General features: G+C 68.8%; 21 protein-coding genes and 1 tRNA gene. 13 read left to right on the top strand and 9 right to left on the bottom strand.

Annotated elements, in window-relative coordinates:
- Positions 1-14 precede the first annotated feature (14 nt).
- The 3 genes from JUB11_RS15805 to JUB11_RS15795 are packed head-to-tail and all read left to right on the top strand — an operon-like array spanning position 15 to position 4,699.
- Complete coding sequence (locus JUB11_RS15805; RefSeq protein ID WP_207459518.1) at positions 15-2,927, top strand: formate dehydrogenase subunit alpha; 2,913 nt, start codon at positions 15-17, stop codon at positions 2,925-2,927.
- Positions 2,928-2,942: 15 nt separating this feature from the next.
- A complete protein-coding gene (gene fdh3B / locus JUB11_RS15800; RefSeq protein WP_207459517.1) occupies positions 2,943-3,575 on the top strand; it encodes a formate dehydrogenase FDH3 subunit beta in 633 nt (210 codons plus the stop codon).
- 26 nt (positions 3,576-3,601) lie between these two features.
- Positions 3,602-4,699, top strand: coding sequence for a formate dehydrogenase subunit gamma (locus JUB11_RS15795; RefSeq protein WP_207459516.1), 1,098 nt, complete (start codon positions 3,602-3,604; stop codon positions 4,697-4,699).
- Between the two features lie 347 nt (positions 4,700-5,046).
- Here JUB11_RS15795 and JUB11_RS15790 read toward each other — a convergent pair whose 3' ends face one another.
- A complete protein-coding gene (locus JUB11_RS15790) occupies positions 5,047-5,238 on the bottom strand; it encodes a hypothetical protein (RefSeq protein ID WP_207459515.1) in 192 nt (63 codons plus the stop codon).
- Between the two features lie 339 nt (positions 5,239-5,577).
- Between JUB11_RS15790 and JUB11_RS15785 the strand changes: the two genes are divergently transcribed.
- On the top strand, positions 5,578-6,249 hold the full coding sequence (locus JUB11_RS15785) for a peptidoglycan-binding domain-containing protein (protein WP_207459514.1): 672 nt from the start codon (positions 5,578-5,580) through the stop codon (positions 6,247-6,249).
- Positions 6,250-6,363: 114 nt separating this feature from the next.
- Here JUB11_RS15785 and JUB11_RS15780 read toward each other — a convergent pair whose 3' ends face one another.
- From JUB11_RS15780 to JUB11_RS15755, 6 genes are all read right to left on the bottom strand, one after another.
- Positions 6,364-6,831 (bottom strand): gamma-glutamylcyclotransferase family protein, encoded by a 468-nt coding sequence (locus JUB11_RS15780; protein WP_207459513.1) that lies wholly within the window; start codon positions 6,829-6,831, stop codon positions 6,364-6,366.
- Positions 6,832-7,236, bottom strand: a complete 405-nt coding sequence (locus tag JUB11_RS15775) for a gamma-glutamylcyclotransferase family protein (protein WP_207459512.1) — start codon at positions 7,234-7,236, stop codon at positions 6,832-6,834.
- A gap of 252 nt (positions 7,237-7,488) precedes the next feature.
- A tRNA-Glu gene (locus JUB11_RS15770) sits at positions 7,489-7,564 on the bottom strand.
- Between the two features lie 89 nt (positions 7,565-7,653).
- Positions 7,654-8,073: an OsmC family protein gene (locus JUB11_RS15765; protein ID WP_207459511.1), complete on the bottom strand. Its 420-nt coding sequence runs from the start codon at positions 8,071-8,073 to the stop codon at positions 7,654-7,656.
- A gap of 96 nt (positions 8,074-8,169) precedes the next feature.
- Entirely contained in the window at positions 8,170-9,066 is an 897-nt protein-coding gene (locus JUB11_RS15760; RefSeq protein WP_207459510.1) for an AEC family transporter, read from the bottom strand.
- A gap of 171 nt (positions 9,067-9,237) precedes the next feature.
- Complete coding sequence (locus JUB11_RS15755; protein ID WP_207459509.1) at positions 9,238-9,846, bottom strand: TetR/AcrR family transcriptional regulator; 609 nt, start codon at positions 9,844-9,846, stop codon at positions 9,238-9,240.
- Positions 9,847-10,006: 160 nt separating this feature from the next.
- On the opposite strand from JUB11_RS15755, the gene JUB11_RS15750 reads away from it, so the two are divergent.
- The 6 genes from JUB11_RS15750 (at position 10,007) to JUB11_RS15725 (ending at position 17,408) form a co-directional block, all read left to right on the top strand.
- The gene (locus tag JUB11_RS15750) at positions 10,007-11,179 is read left to right on the top strand and encodes an isovaleryl-CoA dehydrogenase (protein WP_207459508.1); all 1,173 of its coding nucleotides are present in this window, start codon (positions 10,007-10,009) and stop codon (positions 11,177-11,179) included.
- Positions 11,180-11,182: 3 nt separating this feature from the next.
- Positions 11,183-12,790, top strand: a complete 1,608-nt coding sequence (locus tag JUB11_RS15745; protein ID WP_207459507.1) for a carboxyl transferase domain-containing protein — start codon at positions 11,183-11,185, stop codon at positions 12,788-12,790.
- A gap of 8 nt (positions 12,791-12,798) precedes the next feature.
- Entirely contained in the window at positions 12,799-13,587 is a 789-nt protein-coding gene (locus JUB11_RS15740) for an enoyl-CoA hydratase/isomerase family protein (RefSeq protein ID WP_207459506.1), read from the top strand.
- Between the two features lie 12 nt (positions 13,588-13,599).
- The gene (locus JUB11_RS15735; RefSeq protein WP_207459505.1) at positions 13,600-15,603 is read left to right on the top strand and encodes an acetyl/propionyl/methylcrotonyl-CoA carboxylase subunit alpha; all 2,004 of its coding nucleotides are present in this window, start codon (positions 13,600-13,602) and stop codon (positions 15,601-15,603) included.
- Between the two features lie 11 nt (positions 15,604-15,614).
- Entirely contained in the window at positions 15,615-16,520 is a 906-nt protein-coding gene (locus JUB11_RS15730) for a hydroxymethylglutaryl-CoA lyase (RefSeq protein ID WP_207459504.1), read from the top strand.
- Positions 16,521-16,595: 75 nt separating this feature from the next.
- Positions 16,596-17,408: a hypothetical protein gene (locus tag JUB11_RS15725; RefSeq protein ID WP_207459503.1), complete on the top strand. Its 813-nt coding sequence runs from the start codon at positions 16,596-16,598 to the stop codon at positions 17,406-17,408.
- 151 nt (positions 17,409-17,559) lie between these two features.
- On the opposite strand, the gene JUB11_RS15720 is transcribed toward JUB11_RS15725, so the two are convergent.
- The gene (locus JUB11_RS15720) at positions 17,560-19,266 is read right to left on the bottom strand and encodes a methyl-accepting chemotaxis protein (protein ID WP_207459502.1); all 1,707 of its coding nucleotides are present in this window, start codon (positions 19,264-19,266) and stop codon (positions 17,560-17,562) included.
- Positions 19,267-19,701: 435 nt separating this feature from the next.
- On the opposite strand from JUB11_RS15720, the gene JUB11_RS33200 reads away from it, so the two are divergent.
- Positions 19,702-20,958, top strand: a complete 1,257-nt coding sequence (locus tag JUB11_RS33200; RefSeq protein ID WP_207459501.1) for a methyl-accepting chemotaxis protein — start codon at positions 19,702-19,704, stop codon at positions 20,956-20,958.
- A 25-nt stretch (positions 20,959-20,983) separates the two neighbouring features.
- On the opposite strand, the gene JUB11_RS15710 is transcribed toward JUB11_RS33200, so the two are convergent.
- Positions 20,984-21,913, bottom strand: a complete 930-nt coding sequence (locus JUB11_RS15710; protein ID WP_207459500.1) for a LysR family transcriptional regulator — start codon at positions 21,911-21,913, stop codon at positions 20,984-20,986.
- A gap of 108 nt (positions 21,914-22,021) precedes the next feature.
- Here JUB11_RS15710 and JUB11_RS15705 point away from each other — a divergent pair, with 108 nt between their 5' ends.
- Both JUB11_RS15705 and JUB11_RS15700 read left to right on the top strand, forming a co-directional pair.
- On the top strand, positions 22,022-22,459 hold the full coding sequence (locus JUB11_RS15705; protein WP_207459547.1) for a DoxX family protein: 438 nt from the start codon (positions 22,022-22,024) through the stop codon (positions 22,457-22,459).
- Between the two features lie 249 nt (positions 22,460-22,708).
- On the top strand, positions 22,709-23,497 hold the full coding sequence (locus JUB11_RS15700) for a class III extradiol ring-cleavage dioxygenase (RefSeq protein WP_207459499.1): 789 nt from the start codon (positions 22,709-22,711) through the stop codon (positions 23,495-23,497).
- Positions 23,498-23,500: the final 3 nt, after the last annotated feature.

Raw genomic sequence — 23,500 nt, 5'->3', positions numbered from 1 at the left:
GGAGACGCCCGTCCATGTTGATCAAGCGCAACTCCGGCAAGGCCGCGCGCGGGTCGCTCGCCCGCACCATCGTGGCGGCATCCGCCGCCTCGTCCGAGGGCGGCGGCATCAACCGCCGCAGCTTCCTGCGCCGGTCCGGCATCGCCGCGGGCGGCATGGCGGCGCTGGGCGCAATGCCCGCCGTCATGACCCGCAAGGCGGAAGCCCGTGCCCTCATGCCCAACACCGAGGTGGTGACGCGCAAGAACATCTGCACCCATTGCTCGGTCGGCTGCACCGTCATCGCCGAGGTGCAGAACGGCGTCTGGGTGCAGCAGGAGCCGGGCTGGGAAAGCCCCATCAGCCAGGGCACCCACTGCGCCAAGGGCGCCTCGGTGCGCGAACTGACCGGCGGCGAGCGGCGCGTCAAATACCCGATGAAGCTGGTCGACGGCCGGTGGCAGCGCATCAGCTGGGAACAGGCGATCGAGGAGATCGGCAACGAGCTGATGGCCATCCGTCAGCAATCCGGGCCGGATTCCGTCTTCTGGCTCGGCTCCGCCAAATTCTCCAACGAGGGTGCTTATCTCTACCGCAAGCTGGCGGCCTTCTGGGGGACCAACAACGTCGATCACCAGGCGCGCATCTGCCATTCCACCACTGTCGCCGGCGTGGCGAACACGTGGGGCTACGGCGCCATGACCAACAGCTACAACGACATCCAGAACTCCAAGTCGCTGCTGATCATCGGCGGCAACCCGGCCGAGGCGCACCCCGTCTCGATGCCGCACATGCTGCGCGGCAAGGAGCGCAACCGCGCGCCCTTCATCGTCATCGACCCGCGCTACACCCGCACAGCCGCCCACGCCACCGACTTCGTGCGCATCCGCCCCGGCACGGACATCCCGATCATCTGGGGCCTGCTCTGGCACATCTTCAACAATGGCTGGGAGGACAAGGAGTTCATCCGGCAGCGCGTCTATGGCATGGACGAGATCCGCGCCGAGGTCGCCAAGTGGGATCCGGAGACGGTCGAGCGTGTCACCGGCGTGCCGCGCGAGCAGCTCTTCGTCGTCGCCGAGAAGATCGCCAAGAACCGGCCGGGCACGCTGATCTGGTGCATGGGCGCCACCCAGAAGACGGTGGGCACCGCCAACGTGCGCGCCTTCAGCATCCTGCAGCTCGCGCTCGGCAACATCGGCGTCTCCGGCGGCGGGGCCAACATCTACCGCGGCCACTGCAACGTGCAGGGGGCCACCGACCTCGGGCTCGACGTCTCCACCCTGCCCGCCTATTACGGGCTGGCCGAAGGCGCGTGGAAGCACTGGTGCCGCGTCTGGGACGTCGATTACAACTACATGCAGAGCCGCTTCGCCTCCAAGGACCTGATGGAGAAGAAGGGCATCCCGACGACCCGCTGGTTCGACGCCGTGCTGGCGCCGCGCGACCAGATCGAACAGCCCGACAACCTGAAGGCCATGGTCTGCTTCGGGCACGGCGGCAACACCGTCACCCGCATGCCGGAAATGGTGAAGGGGCTGGAGAAGCTGCGGCTTCTGGTCATCGCCGACCCGCACCCGACCTCCTTCGCCGCGATCCCGGAGCGGCGCAACGGCACCTACATCCTGCCGACCGCCACCCAGTTCGAGACGGACGGCTCGCGCACCTGCTCCAACCGCTCCATCCAGTGGGGCGAGAAGGTCGTCGAGCCGCTGTTCGAATCCAAGGACGACTACGAGATCATCCACCTGCTCGCCCGCAAGCTCGGCTTCGCGGACGAGATGTTCAAGCACATCACGGTCGAGAACGGGCGGCCGGTCCCGGAGGACCTGCTGCGCGAGATCAACCGCGGCGCGCTCGCCATCGGCATGACCGGCCAGTCGCCGGAACGGCTGAAGCTGCACATGAAGCATCAGGCCGACTTCGACAAGATCACGATGCGCGCCTCGACCGGCCCCTGCGCCGGCGACTATTACGGCCTGCCCTGGCCCTGCTGGGGCCATCCGGAGCTGCGCCATCCCGGCAGCGCCAACCTGTACGACACGTCCAAGCACGTGATGGACGGCGGCAGCACCTTCCGCGCCCGATTCGGCGTGGAACGCAACGGCGTCAGCCTGCTGGCCGACGGATCCTACTCCGTGGGTTCGGAGATCCAGGACGGCTATCCGGAATTCACCATGGCCGTGCTGAAGAAGCTCGGCTGGGACCGGGACCTGACACCGGAGGAGCGGCGCGTCGTCGAGCTGATCGGCGGCGACAAGATCGACGAGGTGAGCTGGCAAACCGACCTGTCCATGGGCGTCATACGCGTGGCGCTGAAGCACGGCTGCGTGCCGCACGGCAACGCCAAGGCCCGGGCGGTCGCCTGGAACCTGCCGGATCCCGTGCCGATCCACCGCGAGCCGATCTACACGCCGCGCACGGACCTGGTCACCGAATTCCCGGCCATTCAGGACCGGCGCGACTTCCGCCTCGTCCAGCTCGCCCAGTCGCTTCAGAAGAAGGCGGTGGACAGTGGCATCGCCTCGAAGTTCCCCTTCGTCCTCACCTCCGGCCGCCTGGTCGAGTACGAGGGCGGCGGCGAGGAGACGCGCTCCAACCGCTGGCTGGCCGAGCTTCAGCAGTCGATGTTCGCGGAGATCAATGTCAGGGACGCCGAAAGGCTGGGCATCCGCGACAGCGGCTATGTCTGGGTCTATGGGCCGGAGAACAACTCCAAGGCCAAGGTCCGGGCGCTTGTCACCGAACGGGTCGGGCCGGGCACCATCTTCATGCCCTTCCACTTCTCGGGCTACTGGCAGGGCGAGAGCCTGCGCGACCAGTACCCGCCGGGCACCGACCCCATCGTGCTGGGCGAACCGGTGAACGGGATCACGACCTACGGCTACGACCCCGTGACCTTCATGCAGGAAACCAAGGTGACGCTCTGCCGCGTCGAGCCGGCGTAAGAAAGGACCACTTCCATGGCCCGCATGAAATTCCTCTGCGACTCCGAGCGCTGCATCGAGTGCAACGCCTGCGTCACCGCCTGCAAGAACGAGCATGAGGTCCCCTGGGGCATGAACCGCCGCCGCGTGATCACGCTGCACGACGGCGTGCCGGGTGAACGGTCGATCTCGATGTCCTGCATGCACTGCAACGACCCGCCCTGTGCCGCGGTCTGCCCGGTGGACTGCTTCTATCAGACGGCCGACGGGGTGGTGCTGCACTCCAAGGAGCTGTGCATCGGCTGCGGCTACTGCTTCTACGCCTGCCCCTTCGGCGCCCCGCAGTTCCCGAAGACGACCAACTTCGGCGGGCGCGGCAAGATGGACAAGTGCACCTTCTGCGCCGCCGGCCCGATCGAGGACGTGACCCCGGCCGAGTACCAGAGCTACGGCTCCAACCGCCTGGCCGAGGGCAAGCTGCCGCTCTGTTCGGAAATGTGCTCGACCCGCTCGCTGATGGCCGGGGACGGGGACGTGCTGGCCGACATCTACCGGGAGCGCGTGCTGCGGCGCGGCTACGGATCGGGCGCCTGGGGCTGGACCACCGCTTACGGCGACCGCGACCAGGGCGATGCCTTCGCCCCCGGCGCCGGCACCGGCGCCACCTGACCCCGCCAGCGACGAGGAACCACACCATGAGGCAGCTTCGGCAATTCCTGGTCCTGGCGGCGCTCCTGACGGCGGCGCCCCTGCTGGCCGGACACCTGGCCCTGGCGCAGGAGGCCCGGGCGCAGGAAGTCCAGGGCGTTCCCAAGGTGCAGCAGCTGGGCAAGGACACGCCCAGCTCCACCGACAGCGTCGGCATCTACCGGGAGCCCGGCCCCAACTCCCCCGCCAATCCCGACGACGTGCTGCTCTACCAGCCGCCGACCGGCAAGGTGACGGGGCGCGTCTCCATCCCGGACGAGAAGCTGAGCGTCATCGTCCAGCCGGAAGGCCGGCTGTGGCGGGAGTTCCGCACCGTCTGGCTGCGCTACGGCATCGCCATCGCCGTCGGCGGCATGGCCGTGGCTCTGGCGCTCTTCTTCCTGATCCGCGGGACCATCCGGATCGAGGGCGGACGCACCGGCCTGACGGTGCCGCGCTTCAACGGCTTCGAGCGCTTCGCCCACTGGACGACGGCCGTCAGCTTCATCGTCATGGCGCTGACCGGGCTGGTCGTCACCTTCGGACGGTCCCTGCTGATCCCGCTGATGGGCCATTCGGCCCACACGGTGCTGGCCGAGGCCTCGAAGGTCCTGCACAACTTCTTCAGCGTGCCCTTCGTGATCGGCCTGTTCCTGATCTTCGTGCTGTGGCTGCGCGACAACATCCCGGAAAAGGCCGACTGGATCTGGATCAAGGAGCTGGGCGGGCTGCTGTCCAAGGGCGGCTCGCATCCGGAGACCGGCCGGTTCAACGCCGGGCAGAAGATCGTCTTCTGGTCGGTGGTGCTGGGCGGTGCCCTGCTGGCGCTGAGCGGCTATCTGCTGATCATGCCCTTCTTCATCACCGGCATCGGCGGCATGCAGATCATGCACGTAATCCACGGCGTGCTGGGCGGCCTGATGATCGCGGCGATCCTCGCCCACATCTACATCGGCACCATCGGCATGGAAGGCGCCTTCGACGCCATGGGCAAGGGCGACGTGGACGAGAACTGGGCCAAGGAGCACCATCTCGGCTGGTACGAGCAGGTGACTGGCCGGCGCGTGCCGCGCAACCACGGCACGCGGGTGCATCCGGCGGAATGAACGGGCGGGCCCGGCCGGATCCTCCGGCCGGGCCGGCAAGGAAGCCGACAAGGAAAGCGCGCGACGGAACACCGCCGCGCGCTTTCCTTTGCTCAGCTTCCGGCTTCGATCTCGCCCCGGCATCGCGCTATGGAGTGTACATATCTCCGAGGCAGAATATTCATGAAAACCAACCACTTAGCCGTCACCCCCGCGAAAGCGGGGGTCCAGGACATTTCCACAGCATTCGTTCAGCGGACTTCTGGATCCCCGCCTTCGCGGGGATGACGGAAAAGCGGTTGTCTTTCAAAACGTTACCGCTTGGCGAGACATGTACACTCCATAGCGGCCCCGCGCCGCAGGGCCGGTCACCTCACCTGTTCGGTGACGGGCGCGTCGCCGGAGAAGTGGCGGTGCTCGATGGAGCCTTCCACGCCGACCCGCACGCTCTCCCGCGCGAAGGCGGCGTCGGCGGGGACGGCGAAATACCCCTCCAGCACGTAGCCGGCCACGACGGCCATGGCCAGCACGAAGATCACGGATGAGATGAATGCTTTCATGGGAGTCCTCCTCGCGGAGGAAACACGTGAAAGGGCGCGGGGTTGCATGGGCCTGTTCCGCGACTCTCCCGAAACCCGTGGGCCAGGGCGGCTTAACACGCTTGAACAGACGGCCCGGCACCCCGACAGGCCGTGACGGTTGTCCTCGCGCGCTGTTGAGGCACCGACGGCTACCACCCGACGCGGGAGCAACGGGAGTGCGAATGGATAGGAGCGTTACCATTTCCACTCACGCTTGGACCGAATGCCTTGCGATGGCGTTTGAAACGACGTCGGAACCGCCAGAGCCCCGGACGATCATGCCCGGTGGCTTCCTTCAAGGCTAAACGGAGGCTTACAATGAAGAAATCGACCATCGTCATGGCCCTGGGCGCCACCCTTGCGCTGGGCGCCTGCGGCAGCTCCGTGGAGAACCGGGCCGGCACGGGCGGCCTCAGCGGTGCCGCGGCGGGCGCCGTGGTGGGCGGGCCGGTCGGCGCCGTGATCGGCGGTGCCGGCGGTGCTTATGCCGGCGCCACCATGGACGAGGGCGTTGAGAACAAGGTCCCGTCGGTTTCCGAGATCCGCAACGCCGTCACCGGCGACGGCGGCTCCAGCCAGGCCAGCTCCAGCCGCAGCGCTGGCAGCGGCCACGCGTCGCTGAGCCGCCAGGAGGTCCGCACCGTCCAGCGCGAGCTGCGCGAGGACGGCCACCGCATCGCGGTGGACGGCATCTGGGGTCCGAACACCCAGCGCGCCCTGCGCGACTTCCAGCAGGCCAACGGCCTCGACGCGAGCGGCGAGGTGGACGAGCGGACCATGGCCGCCCTGCGCGAGGACCGGCCGGCCAGCAGCGCCGGCACGACGGGCAACACCGGCGGCGGCACGGGCACCACGGGTGCCACCACGAGCAACACCACCACCGGCGGCACGGGCCCGGCCGGCGGCCCGCCCTCCAACAGCCCGACGGGCGGTTCGCAGCCGGGTGGCGCCAGCGGCGGTTCGGGCGCTGGCGGCAGCGCCGGCCAGTAAGGCGCACGGGCGGGCCGGACAGGCCCGCCTTTCAGCGCGCTTCTTTTCGAGCCCGTTTTTCAAGCCCTCGTCTCCGCCCTTGCCCGGCGGGCACGGGGGCTTTCCCGTTCCGGCCTACGTGCCCTCCTCCGCCGTTCCGGCGGCGGGCGCCGCGAGGCCGAGCAGGGCTTCCAGCCGCGCCAGATACGCCGCCGACAACCCATGTTGGCGCGCGCCGCTCAGCACGCGCTCCCCATATCCCGGCCGGCATCCGGGTCCGCATCGCCCGTCGGCGGCCACATACACGACCGCCGGCACGGTTCCGCCCGTCTCGACGATCCGCACCGGCTTGAAGGACCGCGCGTAGTGTCCGCTGGCCGTGCCCTCCCATATGTCGAGTTCATCGAGATCGTCGCCGGACAGCTCCCAGAGGACGCCCTCCACGCTGTCGTCCGGTGCCGGCACCACGGTCGCCACGCCGCGCCGGTTTATGAGGAACGCGTGCCGGTCCAGCACCCCGACCCCGACCAGCCGCGAGTCCCGGCAGCGCCGGGCCATCTGCACCGGATCCATGTTGGACCTGTAGGCGAAGTACAGCGGCATTCAGCGCCCCTCCCCTACGCCAGCGGCGGCCCGCACCGCCGAACCCGGCGCGATGTGCTCGACCCAGTCGCCATGCGCGATGGGCCGGAGCCCATGGGGTGCCCGCTCGACGCAGTACAGCCAGACCTCATGCCTCGCCACCGGGACCAGCCGCCGCGCGTAGTGGTCGGGGTGCCCTTCCAGCAGGTCGCATTGCCGCAGCGTCGCCGCGTCGATACTGAAAAGGTCGGCCACGATCCCGCCCGTCCCGCCCGGCACCGCATAGGGATAGGCCCCGCCGTCGAACAGCCGGAACCCGGCGATGCGGTGCGTCCCGAGATGAACGGCCCGAGGCAGGAACCGCCCCCAGTTCGGCTGGCCCAGGCGCAGGGTGCCGTAGGCGGCGAGTTTGATCGTGTTGGTCATTCCCTCTCCTTCATCAGCAGCGCGGAAGGCGGAGCTTCAGATAGAGAAGTGAGAGACTACGTGCCATCGCGTTGGACGTGATGCGTTCGAAAACAGTCGAATCGCAATGACCGACCCACACAGCCATCGGTTCGGGGCTGTCGCGTTGGCGGATGCAATTCTTTGAAAGATTCGCTTCCACCGGTCTTCATCGCCGACCGCTTGGGATCGGGAAGACCGCTGTTTCTGGCTGCGAGCAAACGCCTGTGAGAGTGGCGTCCCCTAGGGGATTCGAACCCCTGTTACCGCCGTGAGAGGGCGGTGTCCTAGGCCTCTAGACGAAGGGGACGTCGTCGGCGTGGGCCGGGTATGTAGCCCGGCCGGGCGGTGGGCGCAAGCCAAAAATGCGCTGTCCCGCCCGGCCCTTCGCTTTTTTCGTCAGGCCGCCTCGACGACCTCGAAATCGTGGGTCACCTCGGCGGTGGCGCCCAGCATGATGGTGGCGGAGCAGTATTTCTCCGACGACAGGGCGATGGCCCGCTCCACCTTCGCCGGATCGAGCTTGCGGCCGGTGACGATGTAGTGCAGGCGGATCTTGGTGAAGACCTTCGGGTCGGTCTCGGCGCGCTCGGCCTCGATCTCCACGACGCAGTCGGTCACCGGCTGGCGGCCGCGCTCCAGGATCAGCACCACGTCGAAGGCGGTGCAGCCGCCCATGCCGATCAGCAGCATCTCCATGGGGCGGATGCCCAGGTTGCGCCCGCCGGATTCCGGCGCGCCGTCCATGATGACGCTGTGGCCGCTGCCGGACTCGCCGACGAACATCTTGCCCTCAACCCACTTCACGCGCGCTTTCATGGTCACCTGCCAAGGCTTTTGGTCACGAACGGTTCGGGCCGCGAAGCTAGGGCCGATGCGGCGCGGGCGCAAGCGGACTGCATGGCCGGGAGGCCGTCACATATAGGGCAGAAGCAGCAGGATCAGCGGGATCGTGGCGAAGGACAGGGCGGTTGAGACGATCACCGCTCCGGCGACGTCCTGCGGCGCGTTGTTGTAGCGCAGCGCCCAGAGATAGTTGAAGACGGCCACGGGCATGCTGCTCTGCACCAGAACCACGCCGCGCATCATGCCTTCCAGCCCAAGGATTTCGGCCATGATCAAGCCGGCGGAGATCCCCAGCCCAAAGCGCAGGAGCGAGATGAAGAAGGCACGGGCGAGGCCGCCCGGCCTGAGGCTCGCCAGCGCGATGCCGAGCGCCAGCAGCAGCAGCGGCACCGTGCAGGCGCCGATGAGGGAGGTGGTGTTGGTCAGCCACAGCGGCGCGCCCAGGCCGCTCCGGTTCAGGATCAGCGCCGCGGCGACGGCGTAGATCATCGGCGCCTTCAGCAGCCGCTTCACGTCGGTGACGCCTGCGGCCATCGCCGGGCCGAGCGAGAATTGCAGTACCGACATGGTGCTGAAGAAGACCACCGCATAGACCATGCCGGCCTCGCCGAAGGCGAAGAGGCAGACCGGAATGCCCATGTTGCCCGCGTTCGGGAAGGCGAGCGCCGGCACATAGGGCCGCAGCGGCAGGCGGCACAGCGCCAGGATCGCCGCCCCGCCGATCGCCCCCATCGCCATCACCCCGGCGCTGGACAGCGCCATCGACAAGGCCCCATCCCCTTCGGCCGAGAGCTTCGACAGGCTGGTGAAGACCAGGCAGGGGGTCGAGACGTTGACCGTGAAGGTGGTGACGAAGGATCCGTCATAGGGGAGCTTCGCGCGCGCCCAATAGACGCCGATGGCGGCCAGGATGAAGACGGGGGCGATGACGGACAGGATGCCCGACAGATTGGCGACGGCGTTCAAGGGAAGGCACCTGGATCGGGGAGCGCGGGCGGCTCGCGGCGGGCGGGATCTTCACCATAACCGCGCGGGCATGCGCCGGTCACCGCCCTGCCCGCCTCCCGGCAATGCGTCCGGAGGATGGGTGCCATGCCGACTGTCCGCCCTCCCCGCGGCCCCGACGGCTCCTTTCGGTCAGCCCGGCGCCGCCAGGCTCTTCAGCACCATGCCCGTGTAAAGCTCGGTGATCTCGGCGGTGCCCAGCCGCCCCTCCGGGTGGAACCAGGTGCAGACCCCCGTGAGCATGGCGAGGATGCCGTAGCTCGCCGCCTGCGGATCGGACACGGCGAAGACCCCCCGGGCCACGCCGCGCTCCACGATTCCGATCACCTCCCGCTCGTAGCGGCGGCGCATCTCGACGATGGCGGCGTAGTTGCCGGGCTCCAGGCTGCGCAGCTCGAAGTTGGCGACATAGACGTCGCGCCGCCGGTCGATGTGGTAGGCGATGTGGAAGGCGACGAAGGCCTTCATCCGCGCGACGGGATCCTCGGCGTCGCGTTCGGCGGCCCGGCTCGCCTCCTCCCAGGCGCCCAGCAGCCCGTCATGGTGGGCGCGCATCAGCTCGAACAGGAAATCCTGCTTGTTGCGGATGTGGTTGTAGAGCGAGCCGACCTGGATGCCGACCTCGGCGGCGAGCTGGCGCAGGCTCATCGCCTCGTAGCCGTGCTCGTAGATCAGGCGCAGCCCTTCCTGCCGGATCGCCTCGAATGTGGTGGGCCCGTGGGACCCGGCGGTGCGCGCCATGACGGCCGGCTCTCCTCGCCTTCGGATGGTTCGCTCGTCTGATTGCTGTATAGCCGGATTGGCGGCTTGCCTCATCAGGAAAAAAACGTATGCTCGTTTCTATAAGGACGCCAGAGGCAATTCCAGACAGCTCCGAAGGGCGCCGACAGAGGGGACGGACATGCTGAGCAACCAACTTCCGACCATGAATTTCGACCTCGGGGAATCCGCGGACATGCTGCGCGATTCGGTGCGCGGCTTCTGCGCGGACGAGGTGGCGCCGCGCGCCGCCGACATCGACCGGGAGAACGAGTTCCCCGCCGACCTCTGGCGCAAGTTCGGCGACCTCGGCGTGCTCGGCATCACGGTGGAGGAGGAGTATGGCGGCGCCGGCATGGGCTATCTGGAGCATGTCGTGGCGATGGAGGAGATCTCCCGCGCCTCTGCCTCGGTGGGCCTCAGCTATGGCGCCCATTCCAACCTCTGCGTCAACCAGATCCGCCGCAACGGCACCGCCGCACAGAAGACCCGCTATCTGCCGAAGCTGATCACCGGGGAGTTCGTCGGCGCGCTCGCCATGTCGGAGCCGAACGCCGGGTCCGACGTCGTCTCCATGAGGCTGCGGGCGGAAAAGCGCGGCGACCGCTATGTGCTGAACGGCACCAAGATGTGGATCACCAACGGGCCGGACGCCGACGTGCTGGTGGTCTACGCCAAGACCGATCCCGACGCCGGCCCGCGCGGCATCACCGCCTTCCTGATCGAGAAGGGCATGAAGGGCTTCTCGGTCGCGCAGAAGCTGGACAAGCTGGGCATGCGCGGCTCCAACACCGGGGAGCTGGTCTTCCAGGACTGCGAGGTGCCGGAGGAGAACGTGCTGGGCGGCGTCGGGCGTGGCGTGAACGTGCTGATGAGCGGCCTCGACTACGAGCGCGCGGTGCTGGCCGGCGGGCCGCTCGGCATCATGCAGGCCTGCATGGACGTGGTGATGCCCTATGTCCACGACCGCAAGCAGTTCGGCCAGCCGATCGGCGAGTTCCAGCTGATGCAGGGCAAGCTCGCCGACATGTACACGACGATGAGCGCCTGCAAGGCCTACGTCTACACGGTCGCCAAGGCCTGCGACCGGGGCGAGACGACGCGCAAGGACGCCGCCGGCGCCATCCTCTACGCCGCCGAGAAGGCCACCTGGATGGCGCTGGAGGCGATCCAGTGCCTGGGCGGCAACGGCTACATCAACGAATACCCGACGGGCCGCCTGCTGCGCGATGCCAAGCTCTACGAGATCGGGGCCGGCACCTCGGAGATCCGGCGCATGCTGATCGGGCGCGAGCTGTTCAAGGAGACCGCCTGAACCATGGCCGAGCTGACCTCCTCCCTGGACACGCGCGGCGCGGAGTTCGCCCGCAACCGGGACGCCATGCGGGCCGTGGTGGACGAGCTGCGCGCCACCGTCGCCACCGTCCGCCAGGGCGGCGGCGCCAAGGCGCGCGAGCGGCACCTGTCGCGCGGCAAGCTGCTGCCGCGCGACCGCGTGCAGACCCTGCTCGACCCCGGCACGCCCTTCCTGGAGCTGTCCCAGCTCGCCGCCCATGGCGTGTACGAGGACAGCATCCCCGCCGCCGGGATCATCACCGGCATCGGGCGGGTGGCCGGCCGGGAATGCGTGATCGTCGCCAACGACGCCACGGTGAAGGGCGGCACCTACTTCCCCCTGACCGTGAAGAAGCACCTGCGCGCGCAGGAGATCGCGCAGCAGAACAACCTGCCCTGCCTGTATCTGGTCGATTCCGGTGGCGCCAACCTGCCCAACCAGGACGAGGTCTTCCCCGACCGCGACCATTTCGGCCGCATCTTCTACAACCAGGCCACCATGTCGGCGGCGGGCATCCCGCAGGTCGCCGTGGTGATGGGCAGCTGCACCGCCGGCGGCGCCTATGTGCCGGCCATGTCCGACGAGGCGGTGATCGTCCGCAACCAGGGCACCATCTTCCTGGGCGGCCCGCCGCTGGTGAAGGCCGCCACGGGCGAGGTCGTGTCCGCCGAGGATCTCGGAGGCGCCGACGTCCACACCCGCGTGTCCGGCGTCGCCGACCATTACGCGCTGAACGACGCCCACGCCCTGTCCATCGCCCGGCGCATCGTCGGAAACCTGAACTGGCGCAAGAGCTTGGGCGTCGCAGCTCAGATTCCGGTGGAACCGCGCCACGACCCGTCGGAGCTGTATGGCGTCATCCCCGCCGACCCGCGCAAGCCCTACGACGTCCGCGAGGTCATCGCGCGGGTGGTGGACAACTCCGAACTGGACGAGTTCAAGCCGCTCTACGGCACCACGCTGGTCACCGGTTTCGCGCGGATCTTCGGCTACCCGGTGGGGATCGTCGCCAACAACGGCATCCTCTTCTCCGAATCCGCGCAGAAGGGCGCCCATTTCATCGAGCTGTGCAGCCAGCGCGGCATCCCGCTGGTCTTTCTCCAGAACATCACCGGCTTCATGGTCGGCCGCAAATACGAGCATGGCGGCATCGCCAAGGACGGCGCCAAGATGGTGACGGCGGTCGCCTGCGCGAACGTGCCGAAATTCACGGTCATCATCGGCGGCAGCTTCGGCGCCGGCAATTACGGCATGTGCGGCCGCGCCTACGGCCCGCGCTTCCTGTGGATGTGGCCGAACGCCCGCATCTCCGTCATGGGTGGCGAGCAGGCGGCCAACGTGCTGGCCCAGGTCCGCCGCGACGGGCTCGAAGGCCAGGGCAAGAGCTGGCCGGCCGAGGAGGAGGAGGCCTTCAAGGCACCGATCCGCCGCCAGTACGAGGAGCAGGGCCACCCCTACTACGCCAGCGCCCGGCTGTGGGACGACGGCATCATCGACCCGGTCGACACGCGCATGGTGCTGGGACTGGGCCTGTCGGCGGCCCTGAACGCGCCGGTCGAGCCCACGCGCTTCGGCGTCTTCCGGATGTGAGGCGGGCCATGAGCGAAATCATTACAGAGATCGCCGCGAACGGGGTCGCCACGGTCACCATGAACCGGGGCGAAGTCCACAACGCCTTCAACGAGGGGGTGATCGCCGCCCTGACCGAAGCCTTCGAGCGGCTGGGCGGGGATCCCGCCGTCCGGCTCGTGCTATTGCGCGGGCGGGGCAAGAGCTTCTCCGCCGGGGCCGACCTGTCCTGGATGCAGCGGATGGCCGGCTACGGGCATGAGGAGAATCTGGCCGACGCCATGGGGCTCGCCGCCATGCTGCGCGCCATCGACCTCTGCCCCAAGCCGACCGTCGCCGTCGTGCAGGGACCGGCCTATGGCGGCGGCGTCGGGCTGGCGGCGGCCTGCGACATCGCCCTCGCGTCGGAGGCGGCGAGCTTCGCCCTGACCGAGGTGAGGCTTGGCCTCATCCCGGCGGTGATCTCCCCCTACGTCGTCGCGGCGATGGGGGAGCGCGCCTGCCGCCGCTATTTCCTCACCGCCGAGCGCTTCACGGCGGCCGAGGCGCACCGGCTGGGCCTCGTCCACGAGGTCGTCCCGGCGGACGGGCTGGAGACCGCCGTGGAAGGGCTGGTGGCGCGGCTGCTGGAATGCGGCCCGGCCTCCCAGGCCGCCGCGAAGGACCTGATCCGCGCCGTCGCCCGCCGGCCGACGGACGAGGCGGTCATCCGCGATACGGCCGAGCGCATCGCCCGGCAGCGCGCGAGCGCGGAAGGACGGGAGGGTGTCGGCGCCTTCCTGAACAAGCGCAAACCCTCCTGGAACCCCTCCTCGTGAAGCGGTGAACCGATGCTGTCGAAGATCCTGATCGCCAACCGCGGCGAAATCGCCTGCCGGGTCATCCGCACCGCGCGGCGCATGGGCATCCGGACGGTGGCCGTCTATTCCGACGCCGACCGCGACGCCCTCCACGTCGAGATGGCCGACGAGGCCCACCACATCGGCCCAGCCCCGGCGCGGGAGAGCTACCTGCGCGCCGACGCCATCCTGGAGGTCGCCCGGCGCGCGGGTGCGGACGGCATCCATCCCGGCTACGGCTTCCTGTCGGAGAACGCCGCCTTCGCCGAGGCCTGCGCCGGTGCCGGCGTCACCTTCATCGGCCCGCCGGCCTCGGCGATCCGCGCCATGGGCGGCAAGTCGGAGGCCAAGGCGCTGATGGAAGAGGCCGGCGTGCCGCTGGTCCCCGGCTATCACGGGGAGGACCAGGACGCCGCCCTGCTGCTGCGCGAGGCCGAACGCATCGGCTGGCCGGTGCTGATCAAGGCCTCGGCCGGCGGCGGCGGCAAGGGCATGAAGGTGGCGACCGGCGCTGGGGAATTCGCCGGCCAGCTCGCCAGCGCCAAGCGGGAGGCCGCGGCCTCCTTCGGCAGCGATCGGGTGCTGCTGGAACGCTATCTGGAACGGCCCCGCCATGTGGAGATCCAGGTCTTCGCCGACGGCCGGGGCGACTGCGTCTACCTGTTCGAGCGGGACTGCTCCATCCAGCGCCGCCACCAGAAGGTGATCGAGGAGGCGCCCGCCCCCGACCTGCCGGATACAGTCCGCCGGGCCATGGGCGAGGCCGCCGTCGCGGCGGCGCGGGCCATCGGCTATGTCGGGGCGGGCACGGTGGAGTTCCTCTACGATCCCGCCGATTCCTCCTTCTTCTTCATGGAGATGAACACCCGTCTTCAGGTGGAGCATCCGGTCACGGAGCTGATCACCGGGAAGGATCTGGTGGAGTGGCAGATCCGCGTCGCCTCCGGCGAGCCGCTGCCCTTGCGCCAGGAGGATCTGCGGGTCAACGGCCACGCGATCGAGGTGCGGCTCTACGCCGAGGATCCCGACCGCGACTTCCTGCCCCAGACCGGGCGGCTCGACCATCTCTCCTTCCCCGCGCCCGGCCCGCATGTGCGGATCGACGGGGGCGTGCGGTCGGGCGACGCCATCTCCATCCATTACGATCCGATGATCGCGAAGCTGATCGTCTGGGACCATGACCGCCCGGCCGCCGTGCGTCGGCTGCGCGCGGCGCTGGCGGAGACGCAGGTGGTCGGGCTGACCACCAACACGGCCTTCCTGGCGGCCATCGCCGGCCATCCCGCCTTCCTGGATGCCGAACTCGATACCCGCTTCATCGAGCGGCACCACGACGCCCTGCTGCCGGGTGCGGCCCCGGCGCCGGACCGGGTGCTGGCGCTGGCGGCGCTCGGGCTCCTGCTCGACCGCGCGGCCCAGGGCCGTGTCACGGCAGCGTCGTCCGGCGACCCGCACAGCCCCTGGGCCATGAACAACGGCTGGCGGCTGAACGGAGAGGCGGAGGAGGCTCTGACCTTCCGCGACGCCGGCGGCGAGCGGCGGGTGGGGGTCACATACCGGCGTGATGGGTACGGGCTGTCCCTGCCCGGCGGCGAGACGCTGGAGGCGCGGGGCAGCCTTGGGCCCGACGGCACGCTGAAGGCCGAACTGGGCGGCGTTCGGCTGACGGGTCGCTGGGTGCGGCGTGGGCTGGAGATGACCGTCTTCACGGGTGGCGTCGCCCACCGGCTGTCGCTGGTGGACGCGCTGGCCGAGGCGGCCGGCCATGACGGGCCCGGCGGCAAGCTCACCGCCCCCATGCCCGGCAAGGTGATCGCCCTGCTGGTCGAGCCCGGCGCCGCGGTCACCGCCGGCACGCCGCTGATCGTGCTGGAGGCCATGAAGATGGAACACACGCTGAAGGCGCCGAAGGACGGCACCGTCACCGGCATCCGTTATGCCGTCGGCGACCAGGTCGAGGAAGGCGTGGAGCTGATCGAGTTCGAGAGCGAGTGAGGAGCCGGACCATGCCCCTTCCCCAACGCGTCCGCATCGTCGAGGTCGGCCCGCGCGACGGCCTCCAGAACGAGGCCGTCACCGTGCCCACCGCCGCCAAGGTGGAGCTGGTGGAACGCCTCGCCGGGGCCGGCCTGCCAGCGGTCGAGGCGGGGGCCTTCGTCTCGCCGAAATGGGTCCCGCAGATGGCCGATTCCGCCGAGGTGCTGAAGGCCGTCCGGCGGCGCCCCGGCACGGACTATCCCGTGCTGGTGCCGAACCTGAAGGGGCTGCAGGCGGCGCTGGACGCGGGGGTGGAGGAGATCGCCGTCTTCGGCGCGGCGTCGGAGAGCTTCAGCCAAAGGAACATCAACTGCTCCATCGCCGAAAGCCTGGAACGCTTCGCCCCCGTCGTGGCCGGCGCGCTGGAGCGGGGCCTGCGCGTGCGCGGCTATGTGTCCTGCGTGCTGGATTGCCCCTACGAGGGGCCGGTCGCCCCGGAGCGGGTGGCGGAGGTCTCCGCCCGGCTGGCCGGGATGGGCTGCTACGAGGTCTCGCTCGGCGACACCATCGGCACCGGCACGCCGACGCGGGCGAGGCAAATGGTCGAAACGGTCGCGCGTTCCGTGCCCGTGGACCGGCTCGCCCTGCACTTCCACGACACCTACGGGCAGGCTGTCGCCAACATCCTCGCTTGCCTGGAGACGGGTGTCGCGGTGGTGGATTCCTCCGTGGCCGGGCTCGGCGGCTGCCCTTACGCCAAGGGAGCCTCCGGCAACGTCGCGACGGAGGACGTGGTTTATCTGCTGCACGGGCTGGGCATCCAAACCGGCGTGGACCTCCAGGCGGTGGCCGAGACCGGCCGCTGGATTTCCGGCATCCTGGGGCGCGAGACGGCGTCGAAGGCCGGACGGGCGCTGGCGGCGCGCGGGGCCTAACCCTCGACGCGGGCGGCGGCGCCTGCCACACTCCGGCACTCGCCTCTGGCGCTCGCACGCTGCAACGGGACATCGATGAAGCGCTTCTTCCGCAAAGCCCTGACGGTTGTCGGGGTCCTTTTCGTTGCCGGCCTCGTGATCGTGGCCGCGGCCGTGGCCGCCCTGCCCTGGATCGCCGGCAAGATGCCGCTGGAGCTGTCCCGCCTGACCCTGACCGACGGGACGCGGCAGGTGCAGATGCAGGGCATGGCCCATCTTGGTGAGCCTCGCTTCTACAAGGAGGTCGCCGACCTCGTCGCCGCCCGGCGGGCCGAGGGCTGGCTGGTCTTCTACGAGGAGGTGAAGGCGGACATGGCCGACCCGAAGGCCGGCATGGCCGACGTCATGAGCCGGCTCGGGGCGGAATGGAAGCCCACCGACGACCGCCACCCCTATGAGATCATCGGCGCGCTGCTCGGCAAGGATCTGGTGCTCCAGAACAACCGCGAGATCCTCGGCAGCCCGGGACCGGAGGTGCGCAACGTGGACGTGACGCTCTCCCAGCTCCTTGCCGCCCTGCCCCCGCCGGACGGCGAGAAGGAGGATCTCGACCTCGCCGAAGCCCGCCGCATGTTCGACGAAGCGCCCGGCTGGATCCAGGAGCGCATCCGCGCCGCCGTGCGCATCGCCCTGTCCATCGCCAGCTCGACCGAAATGGCGCGGGAGCAGCTTCCCTCCGCCCTGACCAACGAACGCGAGGATCTGGTGGCCGAAGCGATCCTGGCCGAGGCGGACCGGAACATCCTGATCCTCTACGGGCAGGCCCACATCGACGCGATCCGGCAACGGCTTGAACGGGCCAGGCCCGGCTGGCGGGTCGCCGCCGAGGAAACGACGCGGGCGTTCTGACCGGCGCCCTCTGGAACCGCGTCCCGGAAGCTGCGCGAAAAAAGGGGACGAAGGCATGGCCTTCGTCCCCTTGATCATTCCGGCGCCCGTAACGGACGGGCCGGCGCCGCGGGAGAGCGTTTCGCGCCGGCCCAAGCCTCTTGCGCGGCCCTCAGGCGGCCCGCACGCGGCCGATGAAGGCCTTCACTTCCGACTTCAGGACGCCGGCCTCGCGGCTGAGTTGCGTGGCGGCGGCGAGCACCTGGGAGGAGGCGGCGCCCGCCTCGTTCGCCGCACCGCTGACGCCGGCGATGTTGCTCGCGACCTCCTCGGTGCCCCTGGCGGCCTGCTGGACGTTGCGGCCGATTTCCTGGGTGGCGGCGCTCTGCTCCTCCACCGCGGCGGCGATGGCGGCGGAGATGTCGCTCACGCCCGTGATGGTCTGGCCGATGTTGCGGATCGCCTCCACGGCACCTTGGGTCTGGGATTGGATCTCGGCGACCTGGGCGGCGATCTCCTCCGTCGCCTTCGCGGTCTGGCTGGCGAGGCTCTTGACCTCGCCGGCGACGACGGCGAAGCCCTTGCCGGCCTCGCCGGCGCGTGCCGCCTCGATCGTCGCGTTCAGCGCCAGAAGGTTGGTCTGGCTGGCGATGCTCTGGATCAGGCTCACCACGTCGCCGATGCGCTGGGCGGCCGTGGCCAGCCCCTCGACCCGGTGGTTGGTCTGCTCCGCCTCGACCACGGCCTCGCCGGACATGCGGGCGGATTGGCTGACCTGGCGGCTGATCTCGTCGATGGAGGCGCCCAGCTCCTCCGAGGCGGCGGCGACGGTCTGCACGTTGCTGCTCGCCTGCTCGGTCGCGGCGGCGACGGCGGTCGCCTGGTTGGTGGTCTGGGCGGCGATGGCGGACATGCTCTGTGCGTTGGACTGGAGCTGGGTGGCGGCGGCGGAAACGGTTTCCACGACACCCTGCACGGTCGCCTCGAACTCGTCGGCCAGACGCATCATGGCCGCGCGGCGCTCCTGTTCGGCCCGCTCCTCGGCGGCCTTTGCCTCCTCCTCGAGTTGCCGGGTGCGCAGCAGATTGACCTTGAAGACCTGCATGGCGTCGGCGACCTGCCCGATCTCATCCTTGCGGCCGGTGCCGTAGATCTCGACCGACAGGTCGCCGTCGGCGAGCGCGCGCAGGGAGGTGATGGAGCGGGCCAGCGGGTTGCCGATGGTGAAGCGCGCCAGCGCCCAGCCCGCGATGATGCCGCCGGCCAGTCCACCGAAGGCGACGAGCATCATGACTCGCTCGGTGCGGGCGCCCGTGACATGCGCCTCCTCGGCGATCTGGGTGGAGCGTTGGGCCGCATGGTCGGCGTAGGCGCGCACGGCCGTCTGCAGGTCGCCGGCGGCCTTGCGGCCCTGGAGGGCTGCTTCGCGGATCACGCGCTGGGCTTCCGACACCTCGACCTTGCCGCCCTGGGCGCGGGCGGCTTCCAGCGTCAGGTCGAGCTGGCGCTCGTAGGCGGCGTAGGCCCGTTCGATCTCCTGGAGCATGACGGCCTGCTCCGGGTTGGCGGTTTCGCGCAGCCTCGCCACGCGCTCGTGGAGCTGGGTCTTCTGCTCCTGGATGATGGCTTCGATGTTGCGCACCTGATCGGCCTCGGGGAAGGCCGCAAGGCCGAACTCCGACCGGTTGAGCGCGATGACGTTCTGGTTGACGCGGGCGCCGATCAGCGCCTCCTCGCCCGTGGAGTCGATCCGCATCGCGGACTCCTCCAGCAGCCGGATTCCCGAGATGCCGGTGAGGCCGACCACAAGTGTGACCATGCTCAGCAAGCCAATCAGAAGGAAAATTTTCTTCGCAATTTTCCAATTCGCAAGAAACATCCGTGCTCTCCCGCTCACGTAAATGCGCGCATGCATGAGCATGCCTGTGCAGTGTTGCCGGGTGGGAGGTGCCTCGCCCGCCGGGCGATTACTCGCCGGATGCGGTACCCCCTACCACCTTATTGATCATGAATACGCGCGGGCTGGATTTTCGGATTTTGAATTTATTGCCTATGCGCTCAGTAATAAGAGAGCATCTCTCCTTCGGGAGAGGGAATAATGACATGTCACACGCATGACGCGCCGTAACGAAATTCCCGTTCCGGGTCCGGATCGATCCGCGACCTTGAAAACTTATGGCCTTTTTGCAGCGCACGCGACCGAGGGTTGACGCGTAGTATTTTCTTAACAATTTTGCGCTAAAGCTTGTCTTACGGAATGAGGGTATAACTGACCGTCCGGAATTGGGCGGCGCCGTGCCGATGGGGGGACCGCATGTGGAAGCCGTTCGCGTCTAAGAAGAAGTACAACGCGTTGAAGGATCGCCACGCGGAGCTTCAGACCTGGTTCGAATCCGCGATGATGATGATCGACTGCGTGCCGGTGCCGCTGCTGTGGTGCGACACGTCGCAGGGATTCACGGTCACCTACATCAACACGGCCGCCAAGGAGCTGATCGGCCGGCTCGGCGACGCCTTCCCGGCGACCGCCAAGAACGTGATGGGACGTCACGCCGCCGACCTCTTCCCCGCCATCGCCGCGGATCTCCGCGCGAAGCTGCCTGATCCGTCGGCCCTGCCCTACAAGTGCCGCCTGCAGATCGGCGAGGAGTGGATCGACCTCAGCTTCATTGCCGTGCTCGACAAGAAGAAGACCTATTGCGGCGCGATGCTGAGCTGGCAAGCGGTCACCGAACAGGTGCGCATGGCGCAGAACTTCGAGGCGACCATCAAGCAGCTCGTCGGCAGCGTGGCGTCCGCCACCACCGAGCTGGAGGCGACCGCCCAGAGCATGTCCGCCATCGCGGAGGAGACCAGCCGGCAAGCGACCGCTTCGGCGAGCGCGTCGGAGCAGACCTCCACGAATGTCCAGACGGTTGCCGGCGCCGCCGAGCGCATGGCAATGGCGTTGCGGGATATCTCCACCCATGCGGCAAAATCCTCGGGCATCGCCGGCAACGCCGTGCAGGAGGCCGCGCGCACGAACAACACCGTCGCCGGCCTGACCGAAGCCGCGCACAAGATCGGCGAGGTGGTCCACCTGATCCAGAGCATCGCCGAGCAGACCAACCTGCTGGCCCTGAACGCCACGATCGAGGCGGCCCGCGCCGGCGAGGCCGGCAAGGGCTTCGCCGTCGTCGCCAGCGAGGTGAAGCAGCTTGCCAACCAGACCGCCCGCGCCACCGAGGAGATCGGCTCACAGATCACCTCCATGCGCGACGTCGCGGGTCAGGCGGTGACGGCGATCCAGGGCATCGGCGACACCATCGCCGCGATGAACGAGATCACCGCCACCATCGCCTCGGCCATCGAAGAGCAGAGCGCGGCGACCGTCGAGATCACGCGCAACGTGCTGGAGGCATCGAACCGCACCATGGAGGTGTCGAGCAACATCTCCGAGGTGCAGAAGGCCGCCAGCGAGACCGGCGCCGCCGCCTGTCAGGTGCTCGGCGTCACCGGCGAGGTGTCGCGCCAGGCCGAGGTTCTCCAGGGCGAGGTGGAGCGCTTCCTCCAGCGCATCCAGGTCCGCTGAGGCTCGTTGCCCCGCAAGGCCTGGGTCAGACCTCGGCCGTGTGTCCGGAACCCTCCGCCCTGGCGATCCCGGCCATCAGCCGGCGCAGCCACAGATGGGCTGGCTGCCGGTCATGGCGGTTGTGCCAGATCATCGACATGCGGGAGAGCGGCACCGGCAGGGGCGCGGGCCGGACGGCCAGCCCGAAGGCCCCGGCGAGCGAGCGCGCCACCTGTTCCGGCATGGTGCAGAACAGGTCGCTCTGCTGAAGGATCGGGCCGGCCACCAGCAGGTGCGACACCACCGCCCGCAGGTCGCGCCGGCGCCCGGCCTCGGCCAGGGCGCGGTCGATGGCGCCGACCCGGCCCGCCGTGGCCGACACCAGCAGGTGCGGGAAGGCCAGGAACCGCTCCAGATCGAAAGCACCCTCGGCCGCCGGGTGGCCGTCCCTCATCAGCGTGACCAGCGGGTCGCGCGGCAGAAGGATCCGCGTCATCCGGGCCGGTGCCTCCGGCAGCATGCCCACGGCGATCTGGATCGCGCCGGAATCCAGCAGCTCGAAGGCCGTGCCCTTGTCGCAATGGCGGATCGTCAGTTCGACCGCCGGGGCGTCCCGTGCCACACTGGCGATCAGCGGCGGACCAAGCACCAACTCCGCATGGTCCGACATGCCCAGCGTGAAGGAGGCGGCGGCACGCGCCGGCTCGAAGGGCAGGTTCAGGGCGACGGCAGCCCGCACCCCCTCCAGCGCGGAGCGGATGGGACCGTACATCTCCTCCGCCAGTGCCGTCGGCTCCATCCCGGCGGCGGAGCGCATGAACAGATCGTCGCCGAAGGCACCCCGCAGCCGGGTCAACGCGTTGCTCACCGCCGACTGGGTCAGGTGAAGCCGTTGGGCGGCGCGCGTCACGCTGCGTTCCTGGAAGACCGCCTCGAAGACGCGCAGCAGATTCAGGTCGAACCGGGCGATGTCCATGGGATATTCATTGCATGAATGATCGCCATTGGCATCGATGATTTCCTGAATGGCAGCTTGGCGCGCATGCTCCACGGCAACCGAACCCACCAGAGACCCGAGGTTGCCATGATCGATGTCCGCACCGCCGCGTACGGCGCCTTCCTCCTGCGCGTTTCGCTGGGCGTGCTCGCCCTCGCCCACGGGCTGACAAAGGTTTTCGTCTTCACCATCCCCGGCACGGTCGGCTATTTTGAAAGCATCGGCTATCCGGGCTTCCTGGCCTATCTCGTCATCCTGGGCGAGGTCGGCGGCGGGCTGGCGCTGATCGCCGGCGTCTGGACCCGCGCCATTGCGCTGGCCCTCGTGCCGATCCTGGTCGGCGCCACCCTGCAGCACCTGCCCAACGGCTGGGGCTTCTCCTCGCCCAACGGCGGCTGGGAATATCCGGCCTTCTGGACGGTGGCCCTGCTGGTCCAGGTCCTGCTCGGCAGCGGCGCCTTCGCCCTGCGGGTGCCCGGCCTGACCGACCGCTTCGGTTCGGCCGAGCCGCAGCGCACCTACTGACGAGTTTTGATGCGGCACCGTGCCTTCCCGTCGCTGGCGGGGAGGCACGTGCGTGTCTCAGTGTTTATATGGAGAATAGGCGCGTTATTCCGTCATCCCCGCGAAAGCGGGGATCCAGAAACTCGCAGAGCAAGTCTCTAGGCAAAGCTCTGGACCCCCGCTTTCGCGGGGGTGACGGCTAAGTACCTGTTCTTAGCGTAAGTATTGCCGCGGAACGTCTGAACACCCTCCAAGCTGGGGAGTCATCCCATGCCCTCCACACCCGCCCTGTTCCTGTCGCACGGTTCCCCCATGCTGGCGCTGGAGGAGAACGAGGCGCACCGTTTCCTGAAGGGCTTCGGCGCGCAGCTCGGCAAGCCGCGCGCGATCCTGTCGGTGTCCGCCCATTGGGAGACGCAGATTCCGGTCGTCTCGCTCGCCGAGACGCCGGAAACGATCCATGACTTCGGCGGCTTCCCCCAGGCGCTCTTCGACATGCGCTACCCGGCGCCGGGATCGCCGGAGGTCTCGGAGCGGGCCGGGCGCCTGCTGCTGGAGGCGGGCTTCGACGTGCGCGCCCACCCGAGCCGCGGGCTGGACCATGGAAGCTGGGTGCCCCTGTCGCTCATGTACCCGCAGGCCGATGTGCCGGTTGCCCAGCTTTCCATCCAGCCGGACGAAAGCCCGGAGCACCATTACCGGCTCGGCCAGGCGCTGCGCCCACTGCGGGATGAAGGCGTTCTGATCCTCGCCTCGGGTTCGCTCACCCACAATCTGCGGGCACTCTTCTCAACCCGGCGCGAGGGCCTGATCGAGGCGCCGGACTGGGTGGTCCGCTTCGGCGACTGGATGGCGGAGGCTGTCGCGGAACAGCGGGTGGACGATCTGCTGAACTACCGCAGCCGCGCGCCCTTTGCTGCCGAGAACCACCCGACCGACGAGCATCTGCTGCCGCTCTTCGTGGCGTTGGGCGCTGGCTCCCCCGGTACGGCGGGTGTTCCAGTCCACCGCAGCCACACCTACGGTGTGCTGGCAATGGACGCCTACGCCTTCTCCTGAGGC

It is taken from the genome of Azospirillum sp. SYSU D00513, assembly GCF_017356015.1.
Taxonomy (GTDB): Bacteria; Pseudomonadota; Alphaproteobacteria; order Azospirillales; family Azospirillaceae; genus Azospirillum.
Note: the sequence above shows the minus strand (reverse complement) of the source record. Positions and strands in the feature narration are given on the sequence as shown.